General features: G+C 43.9%; 15 protein-coding genes and 2 tRNA genes. 4 read left to right on the forward strand and 13 right to left on the reverse strand.

The annotated features are described in order from the left end of the window. Window positions 1-1,478: 1,478 nt before the first annotated feature. The 4 genes from ACVBJC_RS18975 (at window position 1,479) to rimI (ending at window position 2,869) form a co-directional block, all read left to right on the forward strand. Window positions 1,479-1,555 (forward strand) — tRNA-Trp (locus tag ACVBJC_RS18975). 197 nt (window positions 1,556-1,752) lie between these two features. Continuing rightward, a tRNA-Trp gene (locus tag ACVBJC_RS18980) sits at window positions 1,753-1,829 on the forward strand. A gap of 252 nt (window positions 1,830-2,081) precedes the next feature. Continuing rightward, complete coding sequence (locus tag ACVBJC_RS18985) at window positions 2,082-2,432, forward strand: hypothetical protein (RefSeq protein WP_447162488.1); 351 nt, start codon at window positions 2,082-2,084, stop codon at window positions 2,430-2,432. Next, window positions 2,432-2,869: a ribosomal protein S18-alanine N-acetyltransferase gene (rimI, locus tag ACVBJC_RS18990; protein WP_439267649.1), complete on the forward strand. Its 438-nt coding sequence runs from the start codon at window positions 2,432-2,434 to the stop codon at window positions 2,867-2,869. The genes ACVBJC_RS18985 and rimI overlap by 1 nt, the downstream gene beginning before the upstream one ends. 79 nt (window positions 2,870-2,948) lie before the next feature. Here the strand turns inward: rimI and lipA are convergent, their stop codons facing one another. The 13 genes from lipA to ACVBJC_RS19055 form a co-directional block, all read right to left on the reverse strand. Next, window positions 2,949-3,914: a lipoyl synthase gene (gene lipA, locus ACVBJC_RS18995; RefSeq protein WP_447162489.1), complete on the reverse strand. Its 966-nt coding sequence runs from the start codon at window positions 3,912-3,914 to the stop codon at window positions 2,949-2,951. Then, window positions 3,907-4,566 carry a lipoyl(octanoyl) transferase LipB gene (gene lipB / locus ACVBJC_RS19000; protein WP_447162490.1) on the reverse strand — a complete coding sequence of 220 codons (660 nt, stop codon included), beginning with the start codon at window positions 4,564-4,566 and terminating at the stop codon, window positions 3,907-3,909. Before lipB ends, lipA begins: the two co-directional genes overlap by 8 nt. Window positions 4,567-4,660: 94 nt before the next feature. Beyond that, window positions 4,661-4,927 carry a DUF493 family protein YbeD gene (gene ybeD / locus ACVBJC_RS19005; RefSeq protein ID WP_447162491.1) on the reverse strand — a complete coding sequence of 89 codons (267 nt, stop codon included), beginning with the start codon at window positions 4,925-4,927 and terminating at the stop codon, window positions 4,661-4,663. Window positions 4,928-5,218: 291 nt separating this feature from the next. Beyond that, entirely contained in the window at window positions 5,219-6,391 is a 1,173-nt protein-coding gene (locus ACVBJC_RS19010; RefSeq protein WP_447162492.1) for a serine hydrolase, read from the reverse strand. 104 nt (window positions 6,392-6,495) lie between these two features. Next, the gene (locus ACVBJC_RS19015) at window positions 6,496-7,278 is read right to left on the reverse strand and encodes a septal ring lytic transglycosylase RlpA family protein (RefSeq protein WP_447162493.1); all 783 of its coding nucleotides are present in this window, start codon (window positions 7,276-7,278) and stop codon (window positions 6,496-6,498) included. Beyond that, complete coding sequence (gene mltB / locus ACVBJC_RS19020) at window positions 7,265-8,260, reverse strand: lytic murein transglycosylase B (RefSeq protein ID WP_447162494.1); 996 nt, start codon at window positions 8,258-8,260, stop codon at window positions 7,265-7,267. Before mltB ends, ACVBJC_RS19015 begins: the two co-directional genes overlap by 14 nt. Before the next feature lie 119 nt (window positions 8,261-8,379). Next, window positions 8,380-9,486 carry a rod shape-determining protein RodA gene (gene rodA / locus ACVBJC_RS19025; RefSeq protein WP_447162495.1) on the reverse strand — a complete coding sequence of 369 codons (1,107 nt, stop codon included), beginning with the start codon at window positions 9,484-9,486 and terminating at the stop codon, window positions 8,380-8,382. Next, on the reverse strand, window positions 9,483-11,339 hold the full coding sequence (mrdA, locus tag ACVBJC_RS19030; RefSeq protein WP_447162496.1) for a penicillin-binding protein 2: 1,857 nt from the start codon (window positions 11,337-11,339) through the stop codon (window positions 9,483-9,485). Before mrdA ends, rodA begins: the two co-directional genes overlap by 4 nt. A 78-nt stretch (window positions 11,340-11,417) precedes the next feature. Then, complete coding sequence (gene rlmH / locus ACVBJC_RS19035; RefSeq protein WP_447162497.1) at window positions 11,418-11,888, reverse strand: 23S rRNA (pseudouridine(1915)-N(3))-methyltransferase RlmH; 471 nt, start codon at window positions 11,886-11,888, stop codon at window positions 11,418-11,420. Next, window positions 11,888-12,217 (reverse strand): ribosome silencing factor, encoded by a 330-nt coding sequence (gene rsfS, locus ACVBJC_RS19040; protein ID WP_447162498.1) that lies wholly within the window; start codon window positions 12,215-12,217, stop codon window positions 11,888-11,890. Before rsfS ends, rlmH begins: the two co-directional genes overlap by 1 nt. Window positions 12,218-12,386: 169 nt before the next feature. Beyond that, window positions 12,387-13,016 (reverse strand): nicotinate-nucleotide adenylyltransferase, encoded by a 630-nt coding sequence (nadD, locus tag ACVBJC_RS19045; protein ID WP_447162499.1) that lies wholly within the window; start codon window positions 13,014-13,016, stop codon window positions 12,387-12,389. 14 nt (window positions 13,017-13,030) lie between these two features. Continuing rightward, window positions 13,031-14,062, reverse strand: a complete 1,032-nt coding sequence (gene holA, locus ACVBJC_RS19050) for a DNA polymerase III subunit delta (protein ID WP_447162500.1) — start codon at window positions 14,060-14,062, stop codon at window positions 13,031-13,033. Further along, window positions 14,062-14,556 carry an LPS-assembly lipoprotein LptE gene (locus tag ACVBJC_RS19055; RefSeq protein ID WP_447162501.1) on the reverse strand — a complete coding sequence of 165 codons (495 nt, stop codon included), beginning with the start codon at window positions 14,554-14,556 and terminating at the stop codon, window positions 14,062-14,064. Before ACVBJC_RS19055 ends, holA begins: the two co-directional genes overlap by 1 nt. Window positions 14,557-14,577: the final 21 nt, after the last annotated feature.

The raw sequence follows: 14,577 nt of genomic DNA on the forward strand, positions 1-14,577 counted from the left end.
CCGATGGTAGTGTGGGGTCTCCCCATGTGAGAGTAGGTCATTTCCAGGCGCCTAATTATTCTCGAAAGAGAAGCGATAAAGCCCGTTGCTAACGCAACGGGCTTTTTTCGTTTTTGTCTGGACTCTTTATTACGAGAATTGACCAAACGAACATGGGGGTATAGAGAGTGCATTCGAAGCATGCTTCAAATCATGTGCACCCAGAGGGCATAATAAATAGTAGGGTGAAGCCCTTGTGCTTATCAAACGAAGTTTGATGCATGGTCAGGTAGAAAACTGTTCCTGACATTTTCGACATTCCCCACATCCATGTGGGTCAACGCGGAGAGCTTCGATAACTGCTCCTGCGTTATTCTAATTACCGCCATCCATGGCGGCATGCTCGAAGCTGGCCATTTCCAGGCGCGTATACGAAAGGACACTCCCTCTATGTTGCCACGCAGCTGCGCTTGGCCAGAAACCGCGTCCATGCGTTTCAGGCATTTGGCACACCTGACGTTTAGGGCTAACAAATGCCATGATGACAAGGATGTCATTGAAAGGCCTTATGCCTTGCCCCAACTACGAAGACAAGCTTCTCCGCGAACAAGCTAGTCTGAATGCTACGTATTCAGAACACCTTGCTTTGCCCCTGTGTGTTTGATGTGGCGTGCGCGAACTACAGGCGTTTATATACTCCTGCATAATAGACACTTCCCGCATTGATGTGGTTCGTAGGTCACTTCCGATGCACTCCCAAATTTGGCCGTGAGAAGTCACATACACTTTATAGGATAAGAGTAACAGGGCTTACTCTAGAGGGAATACTTATCCTTGAGTGCCATGTATGGCGTCGGGTGTTTTTAGAACACTGAGCGCTAACGTACCCAGAATAGAGCTACCTATTTTAGGTGGCTTATCCACTTAAGCTGCGAAACTCCTGATATTCATAGCTGAAAGCCTTCGATAGAGGGGGAGGGAGGCTCATAAAATATTTTAAGGCTTGTATGAACCGCTATCTTCCTATCTATAAGTTTGAGTTATTCAGAACTGCTAATATACGATGTGACCTGCTAAGCATCCCTTTGCTCTTTTCTAGTTGTATGTCCTGTTTCGGAGGCAATCTCTATCCAGATGAGTATAAGAAGGCTTTTCACAATAATCGGTGCGCGAGTAGATAAACCTGCCATTGTTTTAAAGCTTAAGGTGAACCACTAGACTGGCTCGGTAGCTATAATAACTGCAGCTCATTTATAGTAATCTGGGGAGTGAAATTTAAGTCTCACTAATTTTTCTTGATTGTAAGCGTAGAGGTTGCCTATATTGTGCTGAGCTTATAATACCAGCGAGCAGTGTTGTGAGTGCTGTTTATTGAGCTATTTCAGTCGGCAAAGTGATCAAAACACCTGCTGAGCGCTCGAAAAACCTGCAGGCGGTAGTTATTAGCAAAAAAATACTTTACCTTTTACTCAACATTAAGCAAAATCAGTGTCCTCAAAAGGGGTGTAGCTCCAATTGGTAGAGCGCCGGTCTCCAAAACCGGATGTTGTGAGTTCGAATCTCCCCACCCCTGCCAAATTAGAGAAAGCCGAGCATTAGCTCGGCTTTTTTGCATCTGCGGTTTATCGTTTCAGTTATAGCGCTTTTTTGTGTTATTTAAGGCTCTGGATGTTACTAGGTTTTGCTTTTGTCTGAAAAATCCACACTTGATGGGCTTTAAATAAAAAAAGCTTTACCTTTCGGGGCAGATTACGCATAATCCGTTTCGTCAACAGGGGTGTAGCTCCAATTGGTAGAGCGCCGGTCTCCAAAACCGGATGTTGTGAGTTCGAGTCTCCCCACCCCTGCCAAATTAGAAAAAGCCGAGCACTAGCTCGGCTTTTTCGCATCTGCTATTTGCGATAGTGTTTGCTTTTCGTTTTGCTCTATTGCTTCACTGAATGCCACTCATCGATATTGTAGATAGCTTATTAGTCTTAATAGTAAAAGCATCTAGCTCAGTGCTACATTGTTTCTGCGCACTCGTCTAAACTATGTTACCTATTAGAGGACTAACTGCTATGCTAGCCACTCTAACGTTATTATCCCCCTTTGAGTGAGTCATGATGGAAAAGAGTGCTTACCTAGATGCCATGAGCATTACTCGCTGGAAAAAAGCGATTCCCCAAACTGATATAGCTATTGTCTTAGTGAATCCTTTACGGATTAAAGATGTCGATAGCCCAATCATCTGTACCGTACTAGGTTTACTCGGAGTCAATATGGATCATTGCCGTTTTGCTGTTAGAGCTGAACCAGGAGCTAAGGTGATTTGGGATATGCGTGGTAAGCAGACAGTTGTTAATGACAGCACTTTATTTTCAGCCCCCATTAATGAACTTGAGAATAACCCTGAAGCTAAAAAGACGTTGTGGCTTAATATACAGTCTTTTATGGCTCAAAAGGATACGTAGTGGAACTTACACTGCTAAACGATGAAATGTCTGCTCAGATGGCTGCTATAGCGGTTAAAGCGCATAGCCACCCAATGAGTGAGTCAACGATAAAAAGTTGTTTCGGTAATTTGTATCACTGCATTGGGTTATTGGATGGTGATGAGCTTTGTGGCTTTGCTATCTTGCATCAGATTTTTGAAGATGCGACCTTAATGGATATCTGTGTTGAACCCAGACTGCAGGGCAAAGGTTACGGTAAAATGCTGTTAAAGGCTGTAATCGTCGAGGCTAAAGATAAAGGGGCTGAGGTATTACTGTTAGAGGTTCGTCAGTCTGCGATTGCTGCAAGAGAACTTTATGAGAAAGTTGGCTTTAAGGAAACCGGTATTCGTAAAGGTTACTATAAATCGGATACTGGCACTGAAGATGCGGTATTGATGCAGCTAAGTTTTTAAACGCCTTGTTGCCAATAAAAATAGCGCCTAATTAGGCGCTATTTTTGTCTTAACTTATGCTATCGAGCGCGAGGTAAATTTACTTAACTTCTTTACCTTGAGCCTGAAGATCTGCATGGTAACTTGAACGTACCAATGGACCACAAGCTGCGTGAGTAAAGCCAATGCTTTCAGCAAGCTCTTTTAGCTCATCAAATTCCGCAGGTGATACATAGCGCTCAACTGGCAGGTGGAATTTAGAAGGTTGTAGATATTGACCTAAAGTCAGCATCTCAACATTATGAGCTCGCAGATCATGCAGTACTTGTGCAATCTCTTCGTTACTCTCACCAAGACCCATCATCAGACCTGATTTTGTCGGAATATTGGGGTGGCGGTCTTTAAATTTCTTCAATAAATCGAGTGACCATTGATAATTAGCACCAGGTCGCGCTTTACGATAATGCATAGGCGCAGTTTCCAAATTGTGGTTAAACACATCTGGTGGCTCAGTCGCCAAGATCTCAAGCGCTGCATCAATACGACCGCGGAAATCGGGTACTAAGGTTTCGATTTTAATTTGCGGATTTAATAAACGGATCTCACGGATACAGTCAGCAAAATGCTGTGCACCACCATCACGCAGATCATCACGGTCTACAGAGGTAATAACGACATACTTAAGCTTCATATCTTTGATCGTTTGTGCAAGCTTCTTAGGCTCTTCAGCATCAGGCTTTAGAGGACGACCATGAGCAACATCGCAAAACGGGCAGCGACGGGTACAGATAGCACCCAAAATCATAAATGTTGCGGTGCCATGGTTAAAGCACTCTGATAGGTTAGGGCATGAAGCCTCTTCACAAACAGAGTGGAGACCATTTTTACGCAGTGCTTGCTTGATCTCGGTAATACGCTGATTTGAAGCGGGTAGCTTTACTCGCAGCCAGTCAGGTTTTCTTAGCATGGTGTCACGTTCAGATGGCACCACTTTAACAGGGATGCGTGAAACCTTGTCTGCGTCTCTAAGTTTAACGCCAGGTTGTAATCTTTCAGGCCTATTCATATGACTCTGGTAATCCTTGGTGGTGAACTAGCTTATCTAAACCGAGTTCTTGGCTGAGGGTTTCAATCAGTTGCAGACCTGCCTCTTCGACAGTTTGTGGTCCACCGAGCTGTTTGCACTGGATCATTTCCATGCCAGCGTAACCGCAGGGGTTAATGCGCTGAAATGGAGACATGTCCATATCGACATTGAGGGCGAGTCCATGGAAAGAGCATCCTTTACGGATCCTAAGACCGAGTGATGCGATCTTACGTTCTTCAACATAAACACCAGGCGCATCAGCTTTTGCATAAGCTTCAATCTGATAGCGCACAAGCATGTTGACGATACTCTGTTCAATGTGAGTGACAAGCTGACGTACACCGACTTTGAGGCGTTTAATATCGAGAAGAGGGTAGACGACAAGTTGCCCCGGGCCGTGATAGGTTACTTGGCCACCTCGATCAACCTGAATAACAGGAATATCACCAGGATTTAGGATGTGCTCACTCTTGCCTGCTTGGCCTTGTGTGAATACTGGCGTATGTTCAACAATCCAGATCTCATCTTGACTGTTCTCATCGCGATTATCGGTATAGTGTTGCATCGCGTGCCACACTGATTCGTAATCTTGTTTACCGAGATGACGAATATGCAAAGCGTTATCGTACAAGGGCAACCTCTCCCCTCAAATATTTGTGCGGGCTATTATACGCTTCAAAATGATAAATGTAATACGGATCACATTTATCATTTATGATTAATATTTATAGTACGCGTTTAACGCCCTCAATCGCAGCAAGTTCGGTGTAAAGTTTCTCTATCTGCTCTTTACTTGTAACGGTTATACGTATGGTGACCGAATTGTAAGTGCCTTTGCTCGACGCTTTTGTTGTTGGCGTATAGTCATCTGGTGCCAAACTTTGGGCGACTGCTACGACACGATCAGCTAGCGTATCGCTTGCATCTCCAACAATTTTAAATGGAAAAGAAGCTGGGAATTCCATTAATTCATCAAATTTAGTATCTAACATTTTTCACTCTCATAGATTGCAATAACCATAATATGGTGACGATTATACCTAATACCAAGCTAAATAAATATTTGATCATTCTTGCTGACTCAAATTCGAATCGCAGTGTAATGAATTTTTAAATGAGAAGAATGAGTTAACGGTTATTCATTGCTTAATATGGCAACTTTAATTTAGTCATTATTGGGTCAATGACTAATTGGTTAGTATGGTTCAAGTTCACAAGGTTTGTTTGGCTATCAAATGCAAGAAGCCACCTTGCGGTGGCTTCTTTTTTGTATACAGTATGGTTTAGCTAAACCAACCTGCAAACATCTGCTTGAAGTAATCCATTAATTGGCTAAACCAGCTGCCTTCATTCACTTCTTGTAGCGTGACAAGTGGGAACTGAGCGATATCTTTTCCATTTAATTGGAAGTAGATACGACCGACAGTCTCGCCTTTTGCTATAGGGGCGTTAAGCTCTTTTGTGAGTTCAAAGTTAGCTTGTAAATTTTTAGCTTGGCCGCGACTAATGGTAATAGGGGTATCAGTGACAACACCTAGGTCAATCGTTTCACGGTCGCCATACCAGATTTTTTGGGTAACGAAAGTATCGCCAGCTTTGTATGGTGTAACAGTTTCAAAGAAACGGAAACCATAGTTAAGTAGCTTCTTACTTTCTGCCTTACGTGCGGCTTCACTCTTGGTGCCTAATACAACAGAGATAAGACGCATACCGTCTTTAGTTGCTGAGGTTACCAGGTTAAAACCTGCACCAGAAGTGTGGCCTGTTTTAATACCGTCAACGCTTAAGCTCTTATCCCATAACAAACCGTTACGGTTGTATTGCTTAATACCGTTGTAGGTAAATGATTTCTCTTTATAGACTGCGTACTCTTCTGGTACATCGCGAATAATTGCGGCGCCAAGAATAGCCATGTCATAAGCGGTACTTTTATGGTTGTCAGAGTCTAAACCATGGCTATTTTCAAAGTAGCTATCTTGCATTCCTAGCTGTTTAGCCCATGAGTTCATTAAGTCGACAAAGCCATCTTCAGTACCAGCAATATGTTCAGCCATTGCTACGCACGCATCGTTACCCGATTGGATAATAATGCCTTTGTTTAGATCTTCAACAGAAACTGTTTTACCGACTTCGATAAACATTTTAGAAGAGTCGGGGAAGTTTTTTGACCATGCTTTTTTACTAATGGTTACTTCATCAGTGGGGGCAATGTTACCGACTTTGATCTCATGACCGATCACATAACTTGTCATCATCTTGGTCAAGCTAGCTGGGTTTAAGCTTTCGTAAGCGTTTTCTTCAGCAATGATTTGTCCGGTGTTGTAGTCCATTAGCACGTAAGCTTTAGCTGCCACTGTTGGTGCATTTGGGGTAACGACTGGCGCTGCTTGTGCTGATAATGCGGCGACAGAGGTCGCGAACAAAAGCGTTTTTAAAGGTTTGTTCAGTAAATTCATATTAATAATGCACGTCTTAATAGTTTAGGTATGAAGAAAGTGTAATTCCAACGAGTATAACATTAGTCGACAATGGAATTCAGCCTAGGTTCATTAATCTTGGTTCATTCAGTAAGCAGGTAACTTTGAGGGTAACCCTCTTGCTTGAGCTTTTCTGTTAGCTTGTCAGCTAGTTGCTGCTGACCGATTGGGCCTAATTGCAAACGATACAAGTTATTTACGCTTTGAATGCGGCTCTTGACTTGATATTTTTGCTCTAGGCTATTGGCTAGATGACCTAAGCGTTCTTTGTTTGATGATGCTACAACCTGAATATAGTGAAGTTCAGTGCCTTTTAGCTCGGCAAGTGCACTCGATTCAGGATTGGCAATATAGATAACTTCTAGGCTTACATTTGCGGTACCGGTTTTTAGCATGTCGAGCCGGTGGGCAGCAGCATAAGATAGATCGATAATTCTATCTGCATGAAATGGCCCTCTGTCGTTGACTCGTACAATAACCGTTTTATCATTTTTAAGGTTGGTGACCTTAACGTAGCTAGGTAGTGGTAAGGTTTTATGGGCTGCAGACATCGAATACATGTCGTAGGTTTCACCGTTTGATGTGAGGTGCCCATGAAACTTAGCGCCGTACCAAGATGCAATTCCTTTTTCCGCGTAGCCAGCACCTGAGTCCATGACCTGATAACTCTTACCTAATACCGTGTAGTTCTTTTTGTTTCCCCCACGGCTATATGGCTCATATTTAGGGTGAGCATCTTCAACCTTGGTGACATCAGGAGCTGATGTTGGCGCTTTATCGTCATCAAGTTCATAGCGACCACCGCTCGAACACGCAGCTAATGTGGCGGTTAAGAATAAAATGGCAAGGGTATTATTGCGCGACATAAGCTTTGTTTAATTCCTGACTAAATTGGTAAACCGCCATAGCGTACAAAGGGCTGCGGTTATAACGGGTAATAACATAAAAGTTTTTGAGACCTAACCAATACTCATCGTGGTCGGCTTGTTCAAGCTTTACCACTAATGCTGGTTGTGACACATCAATATCCATTGATTCAGCCAGTGCAACGTTCGGTGATAGTATGTCAGCAACGTTATACTGCATTTTCTCACCAGACCACGTTTTCACTGTATCAGGTAAGTCTTTATTCAACGTTAATTGCAGTGTTACCGGCTGGTTTTTCTGCCAACCATGTTGATGGAAGTAGTTAGCTACACTACCAATAGCATCGGTAGTGCTATTTAATAGATCGCGGCTACCATCATTATCAAAATCCACTGCGTAATGGCGGTAGCTAGACGGGATAAACTGACCAAAGCCCATAGCACCAGCATAGGAGCCTTTCAGGCTATTAATATCTAAATTTTCCTCTTTTACCAGTGACTGCAGGTTGGCAAATTCACTACGGAAGAATGTTGCTCTCGGCGGATAATGGAAACCTAAGGTGTAGAGGGCGTCTTTAACAGGATAATTGCCCATGTAGCCACCGTAAAAGGTTTCAATGCCAATAATTGCGACGATGATTTGTGGATCAACATTAAACTCTTTTGAGGCTTTAGCGATAGTGTCAGCATGTTCTTGCCAGAAGGCTAACCCAGCTTCTAGACGTTTTTCTGTGAGAAATATAGGGTAGTACTGATGCCAAGGCTTAGCTTCCCATGGCTTGGTCATCGCGTCGATAACCGCTTGGTTATATTCGGCGTTGGCAATGAACGCTGCTGTTTCTTTGCTATCGAAACCTTTATCGCTTTGGGTTTTAATAAACTCAGTTTTAAGCGCTTTGACGTCTGAGTCAGAATCTGCCGCAGCTGAGCATGAAAAGAGAGTCAATGCTAAAGGTGCAAGAATGCGTTTTAAAAGCGTCATTTATGAGGCAATCCTTAATAGTCGATAGGCATAGTGATTAGGTCACTCGAATACGTCACAATGCCATCGAAGGTTAAATCTATATAAAGAGTGAGGCTTTATCAAATAGCGTCTTAAGGCTATCTGTCGATAAAACGTCTGTGAGTGTGAATACTCATTAAGATGCCAAATCCTGTCATCAATGTCAGCATCGAGGTACCACCATAACTGATTAGAGGCAGAGGAACACCTACAACAGGTAAAAGACCTGAAACCATACCAATATTCACAAAAATATAGACGAAGAATGTTAAGGTTATACTGCCAGCTAATAAGCGAGCAAAACTGGTTTGTGCGCGAGAGGCGATAACTAAGCCTCGGCCTATTACATAAAGATATAGTGCCAGCAGAATTAACGCACCGATAAGCCCAAATTCTTCTCCAATAACCGCAAAAATAAAGTCAGTATGCCGTTCAGGCAAAAACTCTAGTTGCGATTGAGTGCCTTGAAGCCAGCCTTTGCCCCACAATCCGCCAGAGCCGATGGCAATTTTAGATTGGATAATATGGTAGCCTGCACCTAATGGATCTTTTTCTGGATCAAGCAAGGTCAATACGCGGGTACGCTGGTAGTCATGCATCAAGAAAAACCACAGCACGGGTAGCATCGCCAATACACTGCCGATAAAGCCACCAACAATACGCCAACTCATACCGGATAGAAACAGTACAAAGATGCCTGAAGCGGCAACAAGGATAGAGGTACCTAAATCTGGCTGCTTAGCGATGAGTAATGTGGGGACAAGTAACAGTATTCCTGCACCAGCAAGGTAGCGTTTCTTGGGGGGGAGTGGGAACTTACTGATATACCAAGCCATGGTAATAGGGAAGGCGAGCTTAATAAGTTCAGATGGTTGAAACTCCATAAAGCCTAAGTTTAACCAGCGCTGAGCACCTTTATTGATCTCACCAAAAAAGTGCACTCCAATCAGTAAGATGATCCCAGTAATATAAATGGGGAACGCCCAACGCCTAAGCACTTCAGGGTTAATCTGCGCCACAGTAAACATCACTAATAGCGATAGCCCCATACGGAACAGTTGGCGATCCATTAGCGCTAAGTCTTCACCGCCGGCAGAATAAATAACAACAAGTCCGAAAGCCATGAGTGCCAGCAGGCCTAACAGCAATGGCAAGTCTATGTGTAAGCGCTGCCATATGTTTGGTCGGCTATTGTGTGCACTCATTCTGTTTTATCCCATGAATCTCTTAACAAATACTCGTCGAGTAAAGCGCGAGCTACTGGCCCAGCGTTAACGCCACCCCAACCCGCGTTTTCAAGTACTACAGCGAGAACAATTTTAGGGTTTTCGTAGGGGGCGTAAGCAATAATTAAAGCATTATCACGTAGACGTTCATCAATGTTTTCCGCATCGTATTCTTCATCTTGCGCAACACTAAATACCTGTGCGGTACCCGTTTTCATCGCCGCGGTGTAGCGCGCGTCGGTAAAGCGAGACTTATGCGCTGTATCACGCATGGCTTCATTAATGATGTCCCAGTTTTTAGGGTTCGATAGTACGATAGGCGGCAGCTCATCGGGCGGCGTGTCGATTTTAGCGGTTTGATCTTGAATCGACTTAAGCATGTGTGGCACAAAACGGCGGCCATTGTTGGCTAAAATAGCGGTAGCATTGGCAAGCTGCAGCGGCGTTGTTGTCCAGTAGCCCTGACCAATACCAACAGAGATGGTATCGCCGATATACCAAGGTTGGTTATAGCGTAAACGCTTCCAATCTTTAGACGGCATGTTACCGGCGGACTCTTCAAAAATATCAACGCCGGTACGTTCACCAAATCCAAAGGGTTGCATAAAGTTGGCGATAGCATCAACGCCTGTTTTATAGGCAAGATCATAAAAATAGGTGTCACAAGAGCTAACAATGGCGCTGTTAACATCAACCCAGCCATGACCCCAGCGTTTCCAGTCACGGTATTTACGTTCAACACCTGGGATCTGCCAAAAACCAGGGTCCCAAATACGCGTTTTTTGGGTAACGGTTTTATTTTCTAAGCCTAATAACGCCAAGTGTGGCTTAACGGTGGATGCTGGGGCGTATTGACCCTGAGTCGCACGGTTGATAAGTGGGCGTGACTTAGAATTGAGTAATTCGCTATACGCCTTACTACTAATGCCATGCACAAATTGGTTAGGATCATAAGTTGGGCTAGAGATTAGCGCTAAAATACCACCATCTCGTGGATCGATTGCAACAATAGAGCCACGTCGACCATTAAGTAGCTCCATGGCTTTTTGTTGAAGCTTTAAATCTAAGGTCAGGTGGATATCTTGCCCGGGCGTTGGCGGCTCAGATTTTAAAATACGAATGGTACGACCGCGGTTGTTAACCTCTTCTTCGAGGTGCCCAGGTTTACCAAGTAGCAGGCTCTCGTAAAACTTTTCGATACCTTGCTTACCGATATCTTTTGTTGCCGCATAGTTTGCCCACAAGTTATTACGGATAAGCGAGTCTTGATCTCGGCTATTGATTTTGCCGACATAGCCTAATGCGTGAGTCATTAAACCATTGTACGGGTAGTGGCGCTTGAGGCCCGCGTCAACAGAAATGCCCGGAAAGCGGTGCTGATTCACACTGAATTTTGCAACTTGTTCTTCGGTCAGTTTGTTCTTAATTGTCAGAGGCTTAAAACGACGGTGATACTTAAGTGCATCGATTACGTTTTCTTTTTCATCTGCCGACAAGTCGATAACGAGGCTGAGCTCATCTAAGGTCTCACTGACATTTTTAACCTTTTCTGGCACCATCTCTAATGAGAAAAAAGGTTGGTTTTCGGCGAGTAATTGGCCGTGACGATCGTAGATTAAGCCACGACTAGGCGCGACAGGGACGACACGAATACGATTGTCATTAGAGCGAGTTTCGTAATCTTTAAAGGAGGTGATTTGCAGGTTGTAGAGGTTAACCAGCAACAAGCTCAGCAGGATAAATACAGATAAGAACGTAAACAGGGCGCGACTTTTAAATAGCGACGCCTCGGCCGCATGGTCGTTCATGGTTATGCGCTTTCTTGGTGACACTTACATTCTCTCCTGCTTAAAAAAGGGTGCCAAGCACATATCCTATTAAGGTCTGTTTAGTTTTATAGGGTGTCGATATTATTCTCTATGGTAAGGGTGATTATTGTTGATACTCCAGCCACGATATAGGCTTTCGGCAACAATCACTCGTACCAGAGGATGAGGTAGAGTTAAGGCTGATAAGCACCAGCTTTGCGCAGCGGCTTTTTTACACTCAGGTGATAAACCTTCTGGGCCTCCAATTAACAAGCTAACATCGCGACCATCAAGCAGCCACTTGTTCATTTGCTCTGCTAATTGCGGTGTTGTGAGGTTTTTACCCGGTAAGTCCAAGCTGACGATATGATTCCCTTTCGGGATCGCCGCCAACATTAACTCGCCCTCTTTTTGGAGAATGCGAGCTATATCGGCATTTTTACCGCGTTTGCCAGCAGGGATCTCAATTAATTCAAGCGCCATATCTCGAGGAAAGCGGCGCTGATATTCTTTGAAACCTGTTTCGACCCAATCTGGCATGCGGGTCCCAACTGCGACTAACTGAATCTTCATTACTCAGGCTTTTCTGACCAAAGTTTTTCAAGCTGGTAGAAGTCACGAGTTTGATCTTGCATAACGTGCATAATCACATCGCCTAGGTCTACTAGAACCCACTCGCTGCTCTCACGACCTTCGACACCAAGAATGTGCAGACCGGCACGCTTTGACTCAACCACTAGATTTTCAGCGATTGCTTTAACGTGTGTTTTTGAGTTACCCGTACATACCACCATAAAATCGGCGATGTTTGATTTCTCAGATATGTCGATTACAACGATATCTTTTGCTTTAAGGTCTTCAACCTTATCGATTACAAATTGCTTTAACTCTGCGCTTTCCACGCTGGTACCCCATTAATTTTAAGACAGCGCGATAGTATAGCAGTATTTCAGATCCAGATTAATAGTTCTGTATAGAAATATCTGTGTTTGAATGCGGTTTAATGTTTATTAGCTGTAGGATCGGCTAGATAATGCCAATCAACATAAGAAAGAGATCTACATCTTTATACTAATTGGTATAAAGCTGATTACATCGAATGTAATCTTGAATCGAGACGGGTAGTGCTGCATTTGGCATCAGGCCCTGCATGAGTCGCTGACGTATTTGCGTTGAGGAGAAATCTTGTTCTGCTACATCAAGCATAAAAATTTTACCGAATTTTTGTGGCGTTGTTTGGGTGTTATCGCTAAGTCTGGGCTTTAAGATTGCCTGAATTGGGTCGTTAGTAGCAAGTTGCCAGCCGGGGCGCTTGCAAACGACTAAGTGGCATAGGTCTAACAGTTGTTGCCATTCATGCCAGTGAGTAAAGCTCAAAAATGAGTCCATGCCCATAATGAAGTAAAACTCATGCTCTGGGTGCATGTTGCTTAATTTAGCTAAAGTCATGGCTGAATAGGAAGGTGTATCGCGTTTCGCTTCAATATCACAAAGTTGAAATTGAGGTAGTTCATCACAAATAAGCTGCGCCATGGCGAGTCTATCGGCAGTGGAGACATGAGTGCCGGGTTTGTGCGGTGGAATATGGTTTGGCATAAGCCAAACCTCATCCAAATTAAGCTGGTTCTTTGCTTCGAGTGCAGGACGAATATGACCAAAATGGATAGGGTCGAAGGTGCCGCCTAAAATGCCAATTCTCATGCTCAAGACCTATATTAATCTAATGTTATATGGGCGAGTTTGGCGTGAGCTTTAGCATCGAAAAGTAGACTAATGTGACTCAATCCAGTCCAGTCTTCAATGCCTTGTTGTTTGAGCTTAAGCTCAATGGCTGAAGCGCCAGCAAGCAAGGTTTCTACATGATTCAATTCAAGACGGTTAAGTGCATTTTGATAAATGGGCTTACGTTTATCCCAAATGCGCAACTTGCTCCAAAGTCCCTGTAGAGGCTCGCGCTTATTCTGTGCTGTCTTTAGTTGTAACAATACGGCGAGCTCTTTAAATAACGACCATAGGATAATTGGCATCGCCACTCCCTCACTTTTAAGCTGTGAAAGAATATGTTGGGCTTTATCTTGTTGGTTGTTGAGCATGGCGTCAGTTAATTGAAATACGCTGAAGCGTGATTGATCTTCAAAGTATTGGCTTAGTTGGTCGCAATCAATCGGCTCATTAGGACTGAGCAGTTGCAGCAGTTGCAGTGCTTGGTCGGCGGCAAGCAAGTTACCTTCGTAAAGTGCAAAGAGCATTTCACGCGGGTCTCGTGCCAATGACAAGCCGTAATGCTGAATTCTTCCATCTAACCAACGTTGAAACTGTGCGCCCTCTGGCGTCGTGCAAGGTACGTAAATCCCTTTTGCATCAAGCACCTTAAACCATTTACTCTTGGTTTGTTCGCTCGCAAGCTTAGGGCCAGTTAAAATCAATAATACATCTGGATTATCCATCTGCATTAGCGATTGCAGCATAGTGCTGCCTTCAGCCCCTGGTTTTGCTTGTGGGAGGGTTAACTCAATAATACGACGGCTTGAAAACAAGCTCATCGCTTGCCATTGCTCAAAAAGCTCATTCCAACTAAACCCCGTTTCTTGGGTTAACTGGATCTTTTCTTCAAAGCCTTGACGTTTAGCTTCACTGTGCAGAGCTGCACGGCTTTGCTCACATAACCATGGATCGTCGCCAAAAATAAGGCAACATTGGGGTAATGGAGAAAGTTGGCGCGTTAACTGATCTGGATAGACCCGCATTAATTAACCTTTGTAGAAGCCAGAGTTTGAATAATTCTGTCAGCAGCTTGAACTCGCATCTCTTTGAGTAAGAGCTCCATTTCTCGGCTCTTTGCTAAAGCCGTACGCGGATCGTCAAGGTAGTCACGGTGGATAGCTACATCAAAGCGTTGAGATTCAGCACCTGGCATCTGTACGGCAAAACTTACCTGGTAGATAAGCTCATATTCAGCAACGTTACCCGTTGGGTAGATTGATAGCGTAGAGCGATCGAGTGAGTCACTGATAAGGCGCAGAACTGGAATGTCATTCGCGGGCTTAACTACAGCAATACTGTTTAAGCGCAGGCGTTCACGTACTAGACGTGTTAGTTCACTGTATTCATCTTGACTGCTAAGGCTTAAGGTTTGTAGCTGCTCAGGGATAGAGTAGCTACCTTGTAATCTAAAGCCGCAACCGGCACTGAGCAAAATGCTCAGTGCCAAGGTTGCTAAAAGTATGCGTTTAATTAGCATAAGCTTTGTTTTGTCTTCCTT

It is taken from the genome of Shewanella sp. 0m-6 (assembly GCF_052977325.1).

Coding starts and splice junctions, on each gene's coding strand:
- nadD (WP_447162499.1), bottom strand. CDS start 13,016: ATGAGAATTGGCATTTTAGGCGGCACCTTCGACCCTATCCATTTTGGT.
- rlmH (WP_447162497.1), bottom strand. CDS start 11,888: ATGAAGATTCAGTTAGTCGCAGTTGGGACCCGCATGCCAGATTGGGTC.
- mltB (WP_447162494.1), bottom strand. CDS start 8,260: ATGACGCTTTTAAAACGCATTCTTGCACCTTTAGCATTGACTCTCTTT.
- ybeD (WP_447162491.1), bottom strand. CDS start 4,927: ATGTTAGATACTAAATTTGATGAATTAATGGAATTCCCAGCTTCTTTT.
- ACVBJC_RS19015 (WP_447162493.1), bottom strand. CDS start 7,278: ATGTCGCGCAATAATACCCTTGCCATTTTATTCTTAACCGCCACATTA.
- ACVBJC_RS19055 (WP_447162501.1), bottom strand. CDS start 14,556: ATGCTAATTAAACGCATACTTTTAGCAACCTTGGCACTGAGCATTTTG.
- holA (WP_447162500.1), bottom strand. CDS start 14,062: ATGCGGGTCTATCCAGATCAGTTAACGCGCCAACTTTCTCCATTACCC.
- lipA (WP_447162489.1), bottom strand. CDS start 3,914: ATGAATAGGCCTGAAAGATTACAACCTGGCGTTAAACTTAGAGACGCA.
- rodA (WP_447162495.1), bottom strand. CDS start 9,486: ATGAGTGCACACAATAGCCGACCAAACATATGGCAGCGCTTACACATA.
- ACVBJC_RS18985 (WP_447162488.1), top strand. CDS start 2,082: ATGATGGAAAAGAGTGCTTACCTAGATGCCATGAGCATTACTCGCTGG.
- ACVBJC_RS19010 (WP_447162492.1), bottom strand. CDS start 6,391: ATGAATTTACTGAACAAACCTTTAAAAACGCTTTTGTTCGCGACCTCT.